The following is a 17,652-nucleotide window of genomic DNA, read 5'->3' as shown; positions in this document are numbered from 1 at the left end:
GGCCCGCGCCCGAACAAACGTAGGGGGCGGAAGCAATGCTCCCGCCCCCTACGAGGGTCACTCCGGCTTGGCGGCCGCCGTCTTCGCGGCGGCGGTCTTCTTCGCCGTGGCCGTCTTCGCCGTCGTCGTCTTCTTCGCGGCCGTCTTCTTGGCGGCGGTGGTCTTCTTCGCCGCCGTCTTCGTGGCCGTCTTCTTCGCCGCGGCCTTCTTCGCCGGGGCCTTCTTGGCGGCCTTCTTCGCCGGCCCCTTGGCCCGCTTCTCGGCGAGCAGCTCGTAGCCGCGCTCCGGCGTGATCGTCTCCACGCTGTCGCCGGTGCGCAGGGTGGCGTTGGTCTCGCCGTCCGTCACGTACGGGCCGAACCGGCCGTCCTTGACGACCACGGGCTTCTCGCTGACCGGGTCGGTGCCCAGCTCCTTCAGCGGCGGCTTGGCCGCGGCCCGGCCCCGCTGCTTCGGCTGGGCGTAGATCGCGAGCGCCTCTTCGAGGGTGATCGTGAAGAGCTGCTCCTCGTCCGTCAGCGACCGCGAGTCCGTGCCCTTCTTCAGGTACGGGCCGTAGCGGCCGTTCTGCGCGGTGATCTCCACACCCTCGGCGTCGGTGCCGACGACCCGCGGGAGGGACATCAGCCGGAGCGCGTCCTCCAGGGTGACGGTGTCGAGGGCCATCGACTTGAAGAGGGAGGCCGTCCGCGGCTTCACCGCGTTCTTGCCGGTCTTCGGGGTGCCCTCGGGCAGGATCTCCGTCACGTACGGGCCGTAGCGGCCGTCCTTGGCGACGATCTGGTTGCCGCTGACCGGGTCCGTACCGAGCTCGAAGTCGCCGCTCGGCTTGGCGAGCAGCTCCTCCGCGTGCTCGACGGTCAGCTCGTCGGGCGCGAGGTCGTCGGGCACGTCGGCCCGCTGGTGGCCTTCCTGCTCCTTCTCGCCGCGCTCGACGTACGGGCCGTAGCGGCCGACGCGCAGCACGATGCCGTTGCCGACGGGGAAGGAGGAGATCTCGCGCGCGTCGATCGCGCCGAGGTCGGTGACGAGCTCCTTGAGGCCGCCCAGGTGGTCGCCGTCGCCGTTCCCGGCGTCCGCCGCGCCGCCGCCGGACTCGCCCTCGCCGAAGTAGAAACGCTTCAGCCACGGCACGGACTGGGCCTCACCGCGCGCGATGCGGTCGAGGTCGTCCTCCATCTTCGCGGTGAAGTCGTAGTCGACGAGCCGCCCGAAGTGCTTCTCCAGGAGGTTGACGACGGCGAAGCTCAGGAAGGACGGGACGAGCGCCGTGCCCTTCTTGAAGACGTAGCCGCGGTCGAGGATGGTGCCGATGATCGAGGCGTACGTCGACGGGCGGCCGATCTCGCGCTCTTCCAGCTCCTTGACCAGCGAGGCCTCGGTGTAGCGGGCCGGCGGCTTGGTCGCGTGCCCGTCGGCCGTGATCTCGTCGGCGGTCAGGGCGTCGCCCTCGGCGACCTGCGGCAGGCGCCGCTCGCGGTCGTCGAGCTCCGCGTTCGGGTCGTCGGCCCCCTCCACGTACGCCTTCATGAAGCCGTGGAAGGTGATCGTCTTGCCGGACGCGCTGAACTCGGCGTCGCGGCCGTCGGCGGCCCGGCCGCCGATCTTCACGGTGACCGAGTTGCCGGTCGCGTCCTTCATCTGGGAGGCGACGGTCCGCTTCCAGATCAGCTCGTACAGCTTGAACTGGTCACCGGTGAGACCGGTCTCCGCCGGGGTGCGGAAACGATCACCCGAAGGCCGGATCGCCTCGTGCGCCTCCTGCGCGTTCTTGACCTTGCCCGCGTAGACACGCGGCTTCTCCGGCAGGTAGTCGGCGCCGTACAGCTGCGTGACCTGCGCCCGGGCCGCCGCGACGGCGGTGTCGGAGAGGATCGTGGAGTCCGTACGCATGTAGGTGATGAAGCCGTTCTCGTACAGCTTCTGCGCCACCTGCATGGTCGCCTTCGCACCGAAGCCCAGCTTGCGGCTCGCCTCCTGCTGGAGGGTGGTGGTCCGGAAGGGGGCGTACGGGGAGCGGCGGTACGGCTTCGACTCGACCGAACGGACGGAGAAGGCCGTGTCGGCGAGCGCGGCGGCGAGCGCCCGCGCGTTCTCCTCGTTCAGGTGGAGCACGCTCTCGGTCTTCAGCCGGCCGTCGGCGCCGAAGTCACGGCCCTGCGCGACGCGCTTGCCGTCGACCGTCGCGAGGCGCGCGACCAGCGAGGACGGGTCGGAGGCGTCACCGGAGCGGCCGGTGCCGAAGGTGCCGGTGAGGTCCCAGTACTCGGCGGAACGGAAGGCGATGCGCTCGCGCTCCCGCTCGACGACGAGACGGGTGGCGACGGACTGCACACGGCCGGCGGAGAGCCGCGGCATGACCTTCTTCCACAGGACCGGCGAGACCTCGTAGCCGTACAGCCGGTCGAGGATGCGGCGGGTCTCCTGGGCGTCGACCATGCGCTGGTTCAGCTCGCGCGGGTTCGCGACGGCCTCGCGGATCGCGTCCTTGGTGATCTCGTGGAAGACCATCCGGTGGACCGGAACCTTGGGCTTCAGGACTTCCTGGAGGTGCCACGCGATGGCTTCGCCCTCGCGGTCCTCATCGGTGGCGAGGAAGAGCTCGTCGGACTCGGCGAGCAGCTCCTTGAGCTTCCTGACCTGCGCCTTCTTGTCGGCGTTGACGACGTAGATCGGCTGGAAGTCATGCTCGACGTCGACCCCGAGGCGGCGCACCTCGCCGGTGTACTTCTCCGGCACCTCGGCGGCGCCGGAGGGGAGGTCGCGGATGTGCCCGACGCTCGCCTCGACGACGTAGCCGGGGCCGAGGTAGCCCTTGATCGTCTTCGCCTTGGCAGGCGACTCGACGATGACGAGTCGGCGGCCGCCGTGTGCGGTCTCGCTGGTCGGGGACAACTTCGCTCTTCTCTCCGGATCGACACTCTCTGGCACGTACGGCACTGGCACGCACGGCAGCGGCACGGACGGTGACGCTCCCGTCGCTGCGGAGTGTGACGGTACAACCCGCCCCCGTGTCAAACGGCAAAAGCCCGCAACGGCCACTCGAACGGTAACCCGAGTCCTGCCATTCCTGCCGCCCGGACTCCCGGTCGGGCGGGGCGGGGCGTACTGGCCGGAAAGATCGGAAAGACACCGGACGCGGAAACGGAACCGGGTTCGGGGCCGGATTCAGGGCCCGATGCGGAGACGTCCCAGGGGCGGATCCGGAGCCGGATCCGGAGCCGGCCGGCGATTCGGATCGGTTGCCCGACGGCGCGCCGGATCGGCAGCCGGACGGCGAACCGGATTCAGAGCCGGCCGAAGCACCAGAGGCCGAGGGCCAGGAAGGCGGCGCCGGAGAGGCTCGTCAGCGCGACCGCGGTGCGCGGGGCGACCCCGTGGGCCACGGGCTCCCGGTGCAGTGCCCGCACGGTCGTCCACAGCAGCAGCGCGCCTCCGAACAGCGTGAACGCCGCCCCCGCGAAGATCGCCGGCCCGCTCTCCATGCCCGTACCCCGTTCCCGTTCACGTGCGGTGTTCGTCTCTCGCCGCCGAGGCTGGCACCTCCGGGCATCGGGGGCGCGAACTCCGGGTGAACGGCGTGGGGCCGACTCGCACGGGTTCACGAAGATGGCCGGTAGTGATCCCGCTCCGGCGGCCTTCCCCCGCCCCCGCCCCGCCCCTCCCTCTCCTCGTCCCCTCTTTTCCTCCCCCTCTGCGTCGGACGGCTCCCCCGCCACGGGCCACCACCGGTCACCCCCGCCGCGACGCGGTCTCGCGTCACATCGTGTCGAGCGTGGCCCGGCGTCGGCTGCCCCGCTCGAAGACCGCGAGGAGGACGACGGCGAGCAGCCCCCACCCCGCGCCGACCGCGAGCTCGGCCCCGAGCAGGTGCCCGTCCAGACCGCCGTCGGCGGTCAGGGCGCGCGCCGCGTCCGCCGCGTGCGTGAGCGGCAGCAGCTCACCGCCGAGCCGCATCCACTCGGGCAGCGTCTCCCGCGGCACGGCGGCTCCGGTCAGGAGCAGCAGCACCGAACTGGCCACGTTCGACACCAGGAACACATCACGGAAGCGCAGTCCGAGCGCCCCGAGCGCGAGCCCGAAGGACGAACAGGCGGCCGCCGCGACGAGCAGCACCAGAGCGAGCCCGGGCAGCGCCCCGGCGGGCACGGGCAGCCCGAGGACGAGCGCGGCGGCGGTGAGCACGAAGGCGCTGACGAACAGCCCGTTGAGGACGTACGGGAGAGCTCGTCCGAGCCACAGCGGAACCCGGCGGCGGGGCGAGAGCAGGACGGCCCCGAGGGTGCCGTACCGGCGCTCGTTGGCGACGGCCATCGTGCCGCCGTACACGCAGGAGGCGGAAGCTGCGAGGACGGCGTTGCCCACGAGATGGAAACGATCGTCCGCGACGCCGAGTTCCCTGCCGAGGAAGACGAAGAAGAAAACCTGGAGCAGCGGTCCGACCAGCAGAGTTCCGATGAACATGGGCGGGGTCGTCCAGTTGAACAGGGCGCGGTACGAGATCGCTCCGCCGACCACGAGCAGCCGGGAGGTGGCGTGGAAGCGGAAGCCGAGGAGTCGGCTGCGGAAGCGGAACATCCGACGGTGGCCTTTCAGGCGAGGGCGAGGGTGGCGGCGGCGCGGGCCCTGCGCTCCACCCGGCCGAGGACGAGGACGGCGGCGAGGGCGTAGCCGGCGCCGAGCGCGAGGGCGACGAGGAGGGGGGTGAGGACCTCGCCGGCGGAGGGCCCGCCGGAGGTCGCGGCGTGCACGGCCCGCGCGCCCCAGGTGGTGGGCAGTGCCCAGGAGAGCGGGTGGGTCCAGGCGGGCAGCACGGTGACGGGGACGAGCAGCCCGGACAGCAGCCAGACGGGCGTGTCGAGCGGGTTGGCGAGGGCGTTGGCGTTGCGCAGCAGGACGAAGGTCGCGGCGAGCAGCAGCCCCATCATGCCGAGCGCGAGGACGCACACCGGGACGGCGACGAGGAAGAGCAGCGGGTGCGCGAAGTCGAGCGGCACGCCGTAGAGCAGGACGCCCCACAGGACGGTCGCGCCCATCGCGTACGTGCCGATGACGGCGGTCGCGAGGGTGATCGGCAGGAGGACGAGCGCGAGCGGGGTCGGCGCCACGACGAGGGTCTCCAGGGTGCCGAGCCAGCGCTGGTTCTGCACCGCGCCGCCCGAGCCGAAGAGGACCGAGCCCCAGATGCCCATGAGTCCGGCGCCGACGGAGGCGGTGAGCAGCCGGTCGGGGTCGCCGGCGGCCCGGAACAGGTAGACGGCCAGGGTCGCGTAGACGAGCGGGACGAGGACGGCGAAGGTGATTTCGAGCGGGGAGCGCGACATGTACGAGACGTGGGTGCGGACACCGACGCCGATCAGACGCAGGACGCGGATCACGCGGGCACCCCGTCCGGCTCGGTGGCGGCGGCCGATTCGGCGGGAACGGCCGCCACGGCCCCGGTCGCCTCCTCCACGATCGCGATGTAGGCGTCCTCCAGGGAGGGTTCGCGGCTGACGACCCGTCCGACGCGGACGCCGTCGAGGGCGGCGAGGACGGGCGCGTGCAGCTCGGCGCCGCGGTCCGTCTGGACGCTCACGGTCTGGACCGTGCCCCGGTCCTCGGCGGACACTCCCCGTACGCCGGGCACGCGCCGTACCCGGTCGAGGACCTCCTCGCCCGCCCCGTACGCCTCGATGTCGAGGACGTCCCGGTCGCCGACGCGGGACTTGAGGCTGTCGGGGGTGCCGAGGGCGCGGATCCGGCCGCCCGCGATGACGGCGATCCGGTCGCAGAGCTCGTCGGCCTCGGCCATGTAGTGGGTGGTGAGGAGGACGGTCGTGCCGGCGGCGGCCAGGTCGGCGACGGTGCGGCGCAGGTCGCGGGCGGCTACGGGGTCGACGCCGATGGACGGTTCGTCGAGGAAGAGGACGTCGGGGCCGTGGAGCAGTCCGCGGGCGATGTGGAGGCGCTGCCGCATGCCGCGCGAGTACCCCTCGACCCGCTCCTTCTCCCGGCCCAGCAGGCCGACGAGGTCGAGGAGTTCGGCGATGCGCCGCTTCTGGTCGCGGGCGGGGACGCCGTACAGCTCGGCGAAGTAGCGGAGGTTGTCGAGGGCGGAGAGCCGGTCGTACAGTCCGCGGTCGCCGCCGAAGACGTACCCGATCCTGCGGCGTACGGCGACGGGGTCGCGGGCCACGTCGTGGCCGAACACCCGGGCCGTGCCGGAGGTCGGCAGGAGCAGGGTGTTGAGCATCTTGATGGTGGTCGTCTTGCCGGCGCCGTTGGGCCCGAGCAGGCCGAAAAGCTCTCCCGGCGCCACCTCGAAGGTGACCCCGCGGACGGCCTCGGTCTCGGTCCGCCGGGGCCGCGGCCATCCGGTCCTGCTGGTGTAGGTGCGGCGCAGCGCGTCCGCCTCGATTGCGAGCATGCGCCGGACGGTAGGAGCCGCTGGTCAGGCCGGGCCATCGATTCGGGAGGCCCCGAATCGTCGGCCACGGCCTTCGTCGGGCCGCGGCCTTTCGTCGGATGGCGGCCGTTCGCCAGGCCACGGCCTTTCGTCGGATCGCCGCTGTTCGTCAGGCCACTGCTTGCCGTCAGGCCACGGCCCTGAGGACGTCCTCCCCGGCGAGCAGCGCGAGCAGTGACCGGCCCGTGTCGGTGAGCTGGTAGTACACCGAGCGTCCGACGCGGTGGCGGGTCACGACTCCGGCCTCCGCGAGGACCGACAGGTGCTCGGAGACCGTGCTGGCGGCGAGGCCGAGCCGGTCGGCGAGTCCTGCCGTGGTCAGGGGCCCGCCGAGTTCGCGCAGGACGGCCGCCCGGCCGCGGCCGAGCATCAGCCCGAGCCGGTCCTCGGCGACGGGCTCGGCCGGTTCGCGCAGGGCGGCGGCGCCCCGGGCCTGGAAGCTGAGCGCGAAGACCTCGGGGTCGTCCGTGGAGTAGAGCCGGCAGCCCTCGGCGAAGACCAGGGGCACGAGGACGAGCCGCCGCTCCCCCGGCGCGTACTCGGCGTCGATGTACTTCGTCAGTTCGAGTACGGGAGGCTGCCAGCGCCCCCGGGCCTCCAGGCCCGCGAAGAGCGCGTCGACGCCCTCGGTCGCGAAGGTCCTGGCCCGGACGAGGACCTCGTCCTCGACGAGTCGGCGCATCGTCGGCCAGTACGGCTCGATCGCGCCCTCCCAGAAGGCGGCGTACGCGTCGGCGAGCGCCGCGCAGGCGGCCTCCGGGTCCTTCAGGTACGGCTGCAGGAACGGCGCGTCCTCCATGCCGGGGTAGCAGACGGCCGCCTGCTCGCGGACGAACCCCGGTTCGGTGGCCCGCAGCGCGGCGAGCTCCTCGTGGACGTGGACCGTGCCGAACGGCCGGGGCAGCAGGAAGTCGGAGGTCTCGCGCCGGCCCACCGAGAACAGCTGCCACAGGGGCCGGAGCCGGTCGTCCTCGCGCCACACCTCACGCGCCTGCCCGACCCACTCCTGGTACGGCCAGGAGGGGTGCCGGTGGGGCAGCGCGAGGTGCATCGCGCAGAACGTGTCGCGGAGCGGGCTGATCGCGATCCGGGTCGCCCCGAGCGAGGCCTCGTCCAGCTCGATCCGTATCAAGCGCCTCTCCCTTCGCTCCCGTCCTCCGTCCCGGCCGGCAGGGAGCCGGGGATCAGGAAGCCCTCCTCGACGAGCAGCCGGATCGCCTGCGGGGTGCGGTCCCGCAGCATCACCGGGTCCTCGCCCATCAGCTGCCCGATCGCGTCGAGGATGCGGCCCGCGCTGAGCGTGCCGTCGCAGACGCCCGCGAACCCGGCGCCGACGTGGTCGACCTTGGTGGCGCGGCGCATGCCCCGGTTCTGCCGGAGCACCACGTGCTCCGGGTCCTCGGCACCCGGCAGCCCGACCTGCTCCTGCACGACCTCGGGGGCGAGGGTGAAGCTGTCGGCGAGGAGCGCGGCGTCGTCGTGGCCGCGGAGGTAGTCCTGGCGCTCGAAGTGGGCGCGGACGGTGGGGCCGAGGGGCTGCTCGACGGGGTGCGGCCACTCCTCGATGACGATGGAGGGCTCGACCGCGCCCGCCGCCACCGCCGCGTTCTTCCGGAGGGTGATCCAGCCGAAGCCGATCGCCTTGGTCTTGCGGGCCTCGAACTCGTCGAGCCAGCGCGCGTACGCCAGCCGGTACTCGCCCGGGTCGCCTCGGTGGTCACCGCTGTCCCGCAGCCACAGCTCGGTGTACTGGGTGATGTCCTGGACCTCGCGCTGCACGATCCACGCGTCGCAGCCGCGGGGGATCCAGGACCGCAGCCGCTCCTGCCACTCCTCGCCCTCGACGTGCTGCCAGTTGGCGAGGAACTGGGCGTACCCGCCGTCGTTGAGCCGGTCCCCGGCCTGCTGCACGAGCGTGCGGCACAGGTCGTCGCCGCCCATGCCGCCGTCCCGGTAGGTGAGTCCGGCGCCGGGGGAGATCACGAACGGCGGGTTGGAGACGATCAGGTCGTACGTGTCGCCGTCGACGGGCTCGAAGAGCGAGCCGGTCAGCAGCTCGGCCTCGCGGGCCCCGGAGAGGGCGAGGGTGAGCCGGGTGAAGTCCAGGGCGCGCGGGTTGAGGTCGGTGGCGGTGACCAGGGTGGCGTGCTGGGCGGCGTGCAGCGCCTGGATGCCGGAGCCGGTGCCGAGGTCGAGCGCGGAGGAGACCGGCGTACGGACCGTGATGCCGGCGAGGGTGGTGGAGGCACCGCCGACGCCGAGGACCACGGCTGCGTCTGCCTGGCGGCCGTTCTTCCCGCTGCCGCCCGCGCCGCCGACGGCGCAGCCCAGGTCGGAGACGATGAACCAGTCCTCGCCGTCCGGGCCGCCGTACGGCCGGACGTCGACCGTGGCGAGCACGGCGTCGTCCTCGCGGACCACCCAGCCGTCGGCGAGCGCCTCCTCCAGCGGCAGCGCGGCAGCGGCCTGCTCCGGATCGACGGCGCGCTGGAGCAGGAAGAGCCGGACGAGGGTCTCCAGCGGGGAGCCGCCGCGGGTGGCGCGCAGGGCGGGCACGGTCTCGCTGCGGGCGAGCGCCGCGTAGGCCGGGGCGCCGAGCAGGTCGAGCAGGCCGTCGGCGGTGAAGTCGGCGGCGAGCAGCGCCTCGCGCAGTCGGGTGGCGTGCGCGGGCACCGGGAGGGCGGAAGGCAGGGTCGTACTCACCGCTCCATTGTGACGGCCACCACCGACATCCGGGCGGCCGACCCGGCGGGGTGCGGCCGATCGCCGCCACCGCCGGGTCGATCGCGGCCACCGCCGGGTCGATAGCCCGGGTCGTGCCTACTCGCTCTTGCTGACCGTGGCCTTCTTGGTCGGCTTGGCGGACGGCTTCTTGGTCGGGGTCGAAGAACCGGAGTCGTCGTCCGAGTCCGAGCCGTTCGTGGAGTCCGAGCCGGCGTTCGGCGAGGCGGAGGACTTCGGCGGGACCGAGGCCGTCGGCTTCTGGCAGCCGGGCTGCTTGGCCATCGCCTGGCCGAGCTCGCCGTCCTCCAGCTTGGACAGGGCGTTCTGGTCCATCTTCTCGATCTTGGTCAGGCCGTCGGCGACGCCCTGGAGGCCGTCCGCGAACTTCTGCTGGTTCGTCGGGTCCAGCGCGTCGACCTGCTTCTTGAGCCCCTCGTACGCCAGCGCCGTGGCGTTGAGCTCCTTGATCGCGTCCTGCTGGACCTTCTCGCCGTTCTCGACGGGCGGGGCCCCCGCGGCCTCGACGGCCTTGGCGAGGGCGCGGTCGGCGTCCGCGATGTCCTGGAACGCCTTCGAGTCGGCGGCCTGGATCTCGGCCGGCTTGCTGTCGGCGGCGGTCGAGATGATGATCTGGTGGGCGTCGGCCCGCTTCTGGATCTGGGGCTTCGCCTGGTCGCAGAAGGTCTTCGCCCAGTCACCCACCTTGTCGCCCTCGTCACTGCTGCAACCGGACAGCGCGAGCACCAGTACCGCGCCGCCGGACAGTGCGGCCGCAAGCTTCTTGTTCAACGGATCGGTCCCTTCCAAGGCTCTCGGCCCCGGAACATACACGCCGAACGGGCTACTTCCACCTTTCGTGGGACGGATTCCTCCCACATTGCAGCCTTTTGAACCAAGCGGTGACCCTCCCGACCACCCGTCAAATGAGACGGACGCCACGCCGGGAGAGGCGCGGACACGGCGTCAGGAAGAGCCTCGGACGAGACGTCAGAAGCGGGACGCGGACGTGGCGTCAGGAACGGCGCGCGCGGCGATGCAAGCGCCGCACGCTCCGACGTCGCGTCAGGCGACCGCCACCGAGCGCCTCTTGGACGCCCGGACCGCGCCGATCACGACGAGGAGGGCGACCGCCGCGACCGCCGCCCGCAGGCCCGCGCTCGCGTCGCTGCCGTAGCTGAACCGTACGACCGCCGGGGCGATCAGCAGCGCGACCAGGTTCATCACCTTCAGGAGCGGATTGATCGCCGGACCCGCCGTGTCCTTGAACGGGTCGCCGACCGTGTCCCCGATGACGGTCGCCGCGTGCGCCTCGCTGCCCTTGCCGCCGTGGTTCCCGTCCTCGACCAGCTTCTTCGCGTTGTCCCAGGCGCCACCGGAGTTGGCGAGGAAGACCGCCATCAGCGCGCCCGCCCCGATCGCCCCGGCGAGGTACGCGCCGAGCGGGCCGACGCCGAGCGTGAAACCGACCGCGATCGGGGCCATCACGGCCAGCAGTCCCGGCGTGGCGAGTTCGCGCAGCGCGTCCTTGGTGCAGATGTCGACGACCCTCCCGTACTCCGGCTTCTCGGTGAAGTTCATGATCCCGGGGTGTTCGAGGAACTGCCGCCGGACCTCGTAGACGACCGATCCGGCGGACCGGGAGACGGCGTTGATCGCGAGCCCGGAGAAGAGGAAGACGACCGCGGCGCCGAGGATCAGCCCGAAGAGGTTGTTGGGCTGCGAGATGTCCAGGGAGAGCGTCACTTCACTGAACTTGCCCGCACTACCGGACTCCCCGACGTCGGCGATGGCGGTCGCGATGGCGTCCCGGTACGAGCCGAAGAGCGCCGACGCCGCCAGGACGGCGGTGGCGATGGCGATGCCCTTGGTGATGGCCTTCGTGGTGTTGCCGACGGCGTCGAGATCGGTGAGGACCTGCGCGCCCGCCCCGGTGACGTCCCCGGACATCTCCGCGATGCCCTGGGCGTTGTCGGCGACCGGGCCGAAGGTGTCCATGGCGACGATCACGCCGACGGTGGTGAGCAGCCCCGTCCCGGCGAGGGCCACCGCGAACAGCGCCAGGATGATCGAGGTGCCGCCGAGCAGGAACGCCCCGTAGACGGTGAGGCCGATCAGCAGGGCCGTGTAGACGGCGGACTCCATGCCGAGCGCCACGCCCGCGAGGACGACGGTGGCGGGGCCGGTGAGCGAGGACTTGCCGATGTCCCTGACCGGCCGCCGGCTCGTCTCGGTGAAGTAGCCGGTGAGCTGCTGGATGAGCGCGGCGAGGACGATGCCGAGGGCGACCGCGACCAGGGCGAGGACCCGCGGATCGCCGCCGTGGTCGTGGATGCCGGGCTCGGTGACGCCCGGGAGCTCGGCGTACGAGGACGGCAGGTACGCGAAGGAGGCGACGGCGACCAGCACCAGCGAGATGACCGCCGAGACCAGGAATCCGCGGTTGATCGCGCTCATCCCGCCGCGGTCGGCGCGCCGCGGGGCGACGGTGAGGATGCCGATCACGGCGGTGACCACGCCGATGGCGGGCACCATCAGGGGGAACGCGAGACCGTAATCGCCGAAGGCGGCCTTGCCGAGGATGAGCGCGGCGACCAGGGTCACGGCGTACGACTCGAAGAGGTCGGCCGCCATGCCGGCGCAGTCTCCGACGTTGTCGCCCACGTTGTCGGCGATGGTGGCGGCGTTGCGCGGGTCGTCCTCGGGGATGCCCTTCTCGACCTTGCCGACGAGGTCGGCGCCGACGTCGGCGGCCTTGGTGAAGATGCCGCCGCCCACCCTCATGAACATGGCGATGAGCGCGGCGCCGAGTCCGAATCCCTCCAGGACCTTGGGCGCGTCGGCGGCGTAGACGAGGACGACGCAGGAGGCCCCGAGCAGTCCGAGGCCGACCGTGCACATGCCGACGACCCCGCCGGTACGGAACGCGATCCGCATGGCCCGGTGGGCGACCTCGTTCAGGTCCTTCTCGGGTGCGCCGGGCGCCGGGGTGGCCTCCCTGGCCGCGGCGGCGACCCGCACGTTGGCCCGTACGGCGAGCCGCATGCCGAGATAGCCGGTGACCGCCGAGAACAGCGCCCCGACCAGGAAGAACAGGGAACGTCCCGCCCGCTGAGACCAGTTGTCGGCGGGCAGCAGCATCAGCAGGAAGAACACGACGGCCGCGAAGACGGCGAGGGTCCGCAGCTGCCGGGCGAGATAGGCGTTGGCGCCCTCCTGCACGGCGGCGGCGATCTCCTTCATCCTCTCGGTGCCCTCACCGGCCGCGAGCACCTGGCGGACGAGGAGCCGGGCGACGATCAGCGCGGCGAGGGCGATGGCCGCGACGACGACCACGATCGTCCGGTTCCCGCTCGTGAGCACCGCCGCGGCGAGAGTTGTGGGGTACATGGGGACGGATCATAGGGAGACGAACCGGCACAGACGGGGATGCACCAATTCGTGGGCGAGGACGCCGGGCGCCGCGCCTGCCGGCGAGCGGAAGCCGTGCCTGCCGGGGGGCGGAAGCCGCGCCTGCCGGCGAGCGGAAGCCGTGCCTGCCGGGGGGCGGAAGCCGCGCCTGCTGGCGGGCGGAGCCGCGCCCGGCCCGGCGAGCGGCAGCCGTGCCTGCCGGAGAGCGGAAGCCGTGCCGGCCGCCGGGCCGAGCCGCGCCCGACCCGGCGAGCGGCAGCCGTGCCTGCCGGAGAGCGGAAGCCGTGCCGGCCGCCGGGCCGAGCCGCGCCCGGCCCGGCGAGCGGGAGTCGCCCCCCCCGGCGGACGTCACGGCAGCCGCAGGCAGGCACCGCTCCAGCCGCAGGCGGGCGTCGCAAGAGCGGCGGGCGGGCGTCGCAGCAGGCCGCCCGTAGGCGTCGCTCCAGCCGCAGGCAAAAGTGAAGAGGCCCCGCGACGCGGGGCCTCTTCACTTCGTACGTGTACGTGCCCCACGGGCACGCGTACGGGTCAGGACAGGACGTCCGCCGAGCTCACCGGCCAGCTCATCCGGATGGTTCCACCGTCCTCGCCGGCGCTGACCTCGACGTCGTCGACGAGCCCGCGGATCACCGCGAGGCCCATCTCGTCCTCGCCGCCGGCGTCGTCGAAGTCCTCGGCCGGAGCCGCGGCCCGCGCACCGGGGACACCGGCGGCATCGGCCGCCGCCACCCCCGCACCCGGCACCTCGTCGCCGACCTCGATGGAGAACGTCTTCTCCTCCTCGGTCAGGACGACCCGGATGGGGGTGGTGACGTCGTTGCTCCGGTGCAGCCCGACCGCGCGGGAACAGGCCTCACCGACAGCGAGACGCACCTCGTCGAGGACCGCCTCGTCCACACCCGCCCGGCGCGCGACCGCGGCCGCCACCAGACGGGCCGTACGGACGTGCTCCGGCTGAGCACTGAAGCGGAGTTCAACGGTGGCCATGCGAACCCCCTGGGCTCAGTCGACGGCGTTGACGGCCTCGTCGACCGAGGTGTGGATCGGGAACACCTTGGTGAGACCCGTGATCCGGAAAATCTTGAGAATGCGCTCCTGGTTGCAGACCAGACGCAGCGAGCCCTCGTGCGCGCGAACGCGCTTCAGGCCGCCGACGAGCACACCGAGGCCGGTGGAGTCGAGGAAGTCCACGCCCTCCATGTCGACGACCAGGTGGTAGCTGCCGTCGTTCACCAACTCGACCAACTGCTCGCGCAGCTTGGGCGCGGTATACACATCAATCTCGCCACCGACCTCGACGACCGTACGGTCACCACCAGCGCCGGACACATTGCGAGTCGACAGGGACAGGTCCACGGATCCTCCAGCACCTTGCTATCGGGCGATCGTTCCCTCGGGTCTCCGGGGCGGAGCCGAGGAACGGAACGCCAGCCGCGATGGCATTCAATCACTTACCAGCAGCCATGCACGACGCCTTGGAAGCATTGTCCGTCATGGCAGTGACACACTCGGTGCCGATGGCCAAGAATCACCGCCCCCGTCGTCCGGCCGGGGAAACGGGCAGTCGCCCCTCTCCCGGCACGGTCCTCGACCGGCTCTCCTCGGGCGAGAGCCGGGCCGCGCGCATCACTCATACGGAGCACATGCCCGCCCGGGAGGGCCGCCATGCCGTCTGGCCGCACCGCATCCGTCCGGAGGTGATCGCGGCGATCCAGGCGGCCGGGATCGAGCACCCCTGGGCGCACCAGGCGGAGGCCGCCGAGCACGCTCTGGACGGCGAGTCCGTGGTGATCGCCACGGGCACCGCCTCGGGCAAGTCGCTCGCCTACCTCGCCCCGGTCCTCAGCACCCTCCTGGACGGCTCGGAGGCCCCGAACGGCCGCGGCGCCACCGCCCTCTACCTGGCGCCCACCAAGGCCCTCGCCGCCGACCAGCGGCGCGCCGTGCGGGAACTGGCCGCCCCGCTCGGCAACGGGATCCGCCCCGCCGTCTACGACGGCGACACGCCGGTCGAGGAGCGCGAGTGGGTCCGCCAGTACGCGAACTACGTGCTGACCAACCCCGACATGCTCCACATGGGCATACTCCCCGCCCACCCCAGGTGGTCCTCCTTCCTGCGCTCCCTGCGCTACGTCGTGATCGACGAGTGCCACACCTACCGGGGCGTCTTCGGCTCCCACGTCGCCCAGGTGCTGCGCCGTCTGCGCCGGATCTGCGCCCGGTACGGCTCCGAACCCGTCTTCCTCCTCGCCTCGGCCACCTCCGCCGAACCGGCCCTGGCCGCCGGCCGCCTCACCGGCCTGCCCGTCACCGAGGTCGCCGACGACGCCTCCCCGCGCGGCGAACTGGTGTTCGCCCTGTGGGAACCGCCGCTGACCGAGCTCCACGGCGAGCGCGGCGCGCCCGTGCGCCGCACCGCCACGGCCGAGACCGCCGACCTGCTGACCGACCTGACCCGGCAGGGCGTCCGCTCGGTCGCCTTCGTCCGCTCCCGCCGCGGCGCCGAGCTGATCGCGGTGATCGCCCAGGAACGGCTCGCCGAGACCGACCGCGCCCTCGCCCGCCGCGTCGCCGCCTACCGGGGCGGCTACCTGCCCGAGGAGCGCCGCGCCCTGGAACGCGCCCTGCACTCCGGCGAACTCCTCGGCCTGGCCGCCACGACCGCCCTGGAACTGGGCGTGGACGTCTCAGGTCTGGACGCCGTCGTGATCGCCGGCTACCCCGGCACCCGGGCCTCCCTGTGGCAGCAGGCGGGCCGCGCCGGCCGTTCGGGCGAGGGCGCCCTCGCGATCCTGGTCGCCCGGGACGACCCGCTGGACACCTTCCTCGTCCACCACCCGGAGGCGATCTTCGAGCAGCCCGTCGAGACGACCGTCCTGGACCCCGACAACCCCTACGTCCTCGCCCCCCATCTGTGCGCCGCCGCCGCGGAGCTCCCCCTGACCGAACCGGACCTCGCCCTCTTCGGCCCGGCCGCCCCCGGCCTGATGCCCCAGCTGGAGGGCGCCGGCCTGCTGCGCCGCCGCTCCACCGGCTGGTACTGGACCCGCCGCGAGCGGGCCGCCGACCTGGCCGACATCCGGGGCGGAGGCGGCAGCCCCGTCCGGATCGTGGAGGCCGGCACCGGCCGCCTCCTCGGCACGGTCGACGAGGCCGCCTCCCACACCGCCGTCCACGAGGGCGCCGTCCACCTCCACCAGGGCCGCACCTATCTCGTGCGGGAGCTCGACCTCAAGGAGTCCGTCGCCCTCGTCGAGGAGGCCGTCCCCCCGTACTCCACCACCGCCCGCGACACCACCTCCATCACCGTCCTCGAAACCGATACCGAGATCCCCTGGGGAGCCGGCCGCCTCTGCTACGGCTCCGTCGAGGTCACCAACCAGGTCGTCTCCTTCCTCCGCCGCCGTCTGATCACCGGCGAGGTGCTCGGCGAGACCAAGCTCGACCTGCCGCCCCGCACCCTGCGCACCCGGGCCGTGTGGTGGACGGTCACCGAGGACCAGCTCGACGCCGCCCGGATCAACCCGGAGATCCTCGGCGGCGCCCTGCACGCCGCCGAGCACGCCTCCATCGGCATGCTGCCGCTCTTCGCCACCTGCGACCGCTGGGACATCGGCGGCGTCTCCGTACCGCTCCACCCCGACACCCTGCTGCCCACCGTCTTCGTGTACGACGGCCACCCGGGCGGCGCGGGCTTCGCCGAGCGCGCCTTCCACACCGCCCGCGCCTGGCTGACGGCCACCCGGGAGGCCATCGCCTCCTGCGAGTGCGAGGCGGGCTGCCCCTCCTGCATCCAGTCCCCGAAGTGCGGCAACGGCAACGACCCGCTCCACAAACGAGGAGCCGTCCGCCTCCTCACGGAACTCCTCCGCGCAGCCCCGGACCCCTCCCAGGAACCCGCTCCGGGAGAGGGGCCGCCTCGGGAGCCCGGCCCGGGAGAGGGGCCGTCTCGGGAACCGTCCTCGGAAGCGGGAGCGCCTCAGGGGCCGTCTCGGGAAGCGGGAGCGTCTCAGGGGCCCCCGCCGGGAGCGGGGCCTGCTCCGGAGGACCCGCTCGCGACCTGACCTCCGGCCGGTAGGGGCCGCGCACCACCCGGGCGGTCACCTCCGAGATCCCGTCCCGGACCGCGCACCGCGCCAGCTCGGCGCCCTGCGCGACGGCCACCCGTGACGCGGCGGCGCAGGCCTCGGCCTCGCCCCACAGGGCCCGGTCGGCGGCGGCGAGGGCCGCCAGATCGGCGGCCCCGCCTGCCCGGTGCCGGGCCGCCACCGCCTGCCCGAGCGCGAGCACCACCCCGAAGACCACGCACAACGCACACGCCGCGAACGCGGCCCACACGGTCGCCGCCCCACGATCACCGACCTGGCCGCCCCTGGCCTCGGCGCCCGTCATGGTGTTCCCCCGCCGACCGAGTCCTCCGCGAGGGCCGCCGCGCCGGCTCGGAGGGTGACTCCCATGCCCCCGGGGCCCGGGGCCGCGGCCTCCACCGTCACCCGCCACAGCTCGCCCTCCCTCGCCACCGACACCCGGGCCCCGTCGGGCGCGGCGGCCCGGGCGGCCGCCTCGGCGGAGGCCACCGGTTCCGAGCGGGCCGCCGCCCTCGCCCCCGCCCGCGCCGCGTCCACGCACCGGATCTGCGCGGCGGCCGCGGCCAGCGCCCACAACAGGGTCACCGTGAACAGCGCGAGGACGGGCAGGACCAGCGCCGCTTCGACGGTCACGAAACCCCGGTCAGAACGGCGCATCGAGGGCCTTCCCGATCACCGACTCCAGCGCCCCCGAGACCGCCCCGCTGGTCACGATCTTGTAGAGCACCGCGGCGAACGCCGCCGCGGCGATCGTCCCCACCGCGTACTCGGACGTGGTCATTCCCTCGTCGCGGCGCGCCACCTCCCGCCCTGCCCGCCACCACCCACGCAGCCGCTCCTTGACCGCCATGCCGGCTTTCTCGTCCCGCCCCGCCTCGTCCTGCCGTACGTCGTCGTGCTGTGCCGTGTCGTGCTGTGCCGTGTCGTGCTGTGCCATGTGCTCGCTCCTCAAGAATTCGTTTCTCGTCGTGTCGTCGTGTCGTC

At 72.8% G+C, this 17,652-nt stretch carries 14 protein-coding genes and 1 pseudogene; 1 reads left to right on the top strand and 14 read right to left on the bottom strand.

Annotated features, from left to right (window positions below):
- Window positions 1-57: 57 nt before the first annotated feature.
- From topA to ABT041_RS01670, 11 genes are all read right to left on the bottom strand, one after another.
- Complete coding sequence (topA, locus tag ABT041_RS01720) at window positions 58-2,895, bottom strand: type I DNA topoisomerase (protein WP_351177241.1); 2,838 nt, start codon at window positions 2,893-2,895, stop codon at window positions 58-60.
- A gap of 392 nt (window positions 2,896-3,287) precedes the next feature.
- Entirely contained in the window at window positions 3,288-3,485 is a 198-nt protein-coding gene (locus ABT041_RS01715) for a hypothetical protein (protein WP_351177238.1), read from the bottom strand.
- Between the two features lie 274 nt (window positions 3,486-3,759).
- Window positions 3,760-4,578, bottom strand: coding sequence for an ABC transporter permease (locus ABT041_RS01710; RefSeq protein ID WP_351177235.1), 819 nt, complete (start codon window positions 4,576-4,578; stop codon window positions 3,760-3,762).
- A gap of 14 nt (window positions 4,579-4,592) precedes the next feature.
- Window positions 4,593-5,378, bottom strand: coding sequence for an ABC transporter permease (locus ABT041_RS01705; protein ID WP_351177232.1), 786 nt, complete (start codon window positions 5,376-5,378; stop codon window positions 4,593-4,595).
- Window positions 5,375-6,409, bottom strand: a complete 1,035-nt coding sequence (locus ABT041_RS01700; RefSeq protein ID WP_351177229.1) for an ABC transporter ATP-binding protein — start codon at window positions 6,407-6,409, stop codon at window positions 5,375-5,377. Before ABT041_RS01700 ends, ABT041_RS01705 begins: the two co-directional genes overlap by 4 nt.
- 166 nt (window positions 6,410-6,575) lie before the next feature.
- A complete protein-coding gene (locus ABT041_RS01695) occupies window positions 6,576-7,580 on the bottom strand; it encodes an ArsR/SmtB family transcription factor (RefSeq protein WP_351177226.1) in 1,005 nt (334 codons plus the stop codon).
- Window positions 7,577-9,151 carry a DUF7059 domain-containing protein gene (locus ABT041_RS01690; RefSeq protein ID WP_351177223.1) on the bottom strand — a complete coding sequence of 525 codons (1,575 nt, stop codon included), beginning with the start codon at window positions 9,149-9,151 and terminating at the stop codon, window positions 7,577-7,579. Before ABT041_RS01690 ends, ABT041_RS01695 begins: the two co-directional genes overlap by 4 nt.
- 117 nt (window positions 9,152-9,268) lie before the next feature.
- Window positions 9,269-9,961 carry a small secreted protein gene (locus ABT041_RS01685; protein ID WP_351177220.1) on the bottom strand — a complete coding sequence of 231 codons (693 nt, stop codon included), beginning with the start codon at window positions 9,959-9,961 and terminating at the stop codon, window positions 9,269-9,271.
- A gap of 273 nt (window positions 9,962-10,234) precedes the next feature.
- On the bottom strand, window positions 10,235-12,559 hold the full coding sequence (locus ABT041_RS01680) for a sodium-translocating pyrophosphatase (protein ID WP_351177217.1): 2,325 nt from the start codon (window positions 12,557-12,559) through the stop codon (window positions 10,235-10,237).
- A gap of 549 nt (window positions 12,560-13,108) precedes the next feature.
- A complete protein-coding gene (locus tag ABT041_RS01675; RefSeq protein ID WP_351177214.1) occupies window positions 13,109-13,567 on the bottom strand; it encodes an ATP-binding protein in 459 nt (152 codons plus the stop codon).
- A gap of 15 nt (window positions 13,568-13,582) precedes the next feature.
- Window positions 13,583-13,936, bottom strand: a complete 354-nt coding sequence (locus ABT041_RS01670; protein WP_015034520.1) for an STAS domain-containing protein — start codon at window positions 13,934-13,936, stop codon at window positions 13,583-13,585.
- 80 nt (window positions 13,937-14,016) lie between these two features.
- On the opposite strand from ABT041_RS01670, the gene ABT041_RS01665 reads away from it, so the two are divergent.
- Window positions 14,017-16,644 (top strand): DEAD/DEAH box helicase, encoded by a 2,628-nt coding sequence (locus tag ABT041_RS01665; RefSeq protein ID WP_351177210.1) that lies wholly within the window; start codon window positions 14,017-14,019, stop codon window positions 16,642-16,644.
- Between the two features lie 40 nt (window positions 16,645-16,684).
- On the opposite strand, the pseudogene ABT041_RS01660 reads toward ABT041_RS01665, so the two are convergent.
- The 3 genes and pseudogenes from ABT041_RS01660 to ABT041_RS01650 all read right to left on the bottom strand — a co-directional run.
- Window positions 16,685-16,972, bottom strand: a pseudogene (locus ABT041_RS01660) (Rv3654c family TadE-like protein); the annotation flags it as partial.
- A complete protein-coding gene (locus tag ABT041_RS01655) occupies window positions 16,969-17,301 on the bottom strand; it encodes a TadE family type IV pilus minor pilin (RefSeq protein ID WP_351177207.1) in 333 nt (110 codons plus the stop codon). The pseudogene ABT041_RS01660 and the gene ABT041_RS01655, both read right to left, overlap by 4 nt.
- 10 nt (window positions 17,302-17,311) lie before the next feature.
- Entirely contained in the window at window positions 17,312-17,518 is a 207-nt protein-coding gene (locus ABT041_RS01650; RefSeq protein ID WP_351177661.1) for a DUF4244 domain-containing protein, read from the bottom strand.
- Window positions 17,519-17,652: the final 134 nt, after the last annotated feature.

Origin of the sequence: Streptomyces sp. NPDC002825 (assembly GCF_040295385.1) — a bacterium.
Taxonomy (GTDB): Bacteria; Actinomycetota; Actinomycetes; order Streptomycetales; family Streptomycetaceae; genus Streptomyces.
This window is presented reverse-complemented; position numbering and strand designations above follow the sequence as displayed.

Coding starts and splice junctions, on each gene's coding strand:
- ABT041_RS01715 (WP_351177238.1), bottom strand. CDS start 3,485: ATGGAGAGCGGGCCGGCGATCTTCGCGGGGGCGGCGTTCACGCTGTTC.
- ABT041_RS01710 (WP_351177235.1), bottom strand. CDS start 4,578: ATGTTCCGCTTCCGCAGCCGACTCCTCGGCTTCCGCTTCCACGCCACC.
- ABT041_RS01700 (WP_351177229.1), bottom strand. CDS start 6,409: ATGCTCGCAATCGAGGCGGACGCGCTGCGCCGCACCTACACCAGCAGG.
- ABT041_RS01680 (WP_351177217.1), bottom strand. CDS start 12,559: ATGTACCCCACAACTCTCGCCGCGGCGGTGCTCACGAGCGGGAACCGG.
- ABT041_RS01675 (WP_351177214.1), bottom strand. CDS start 13,567: ATGGCCACCGTTGAACTCCGCTTCAGTGCTCAGCCGGAGCACGTCCGT.
- ABT041_RS01665 (WP_351177210.1), top strand. CDS start 14,017: ATGGCATTCAATCACTTACCAGCAGCCATGCACGACGCCTTGGAAGCA.
- ABT041_RS01650 (WP_351177661.1), bottom strand. CDS start 17,518: ATGGCGGTCAAGGAGCGGCTGCGTGGGTGGTGGCGGGCAGGGCGGGAG.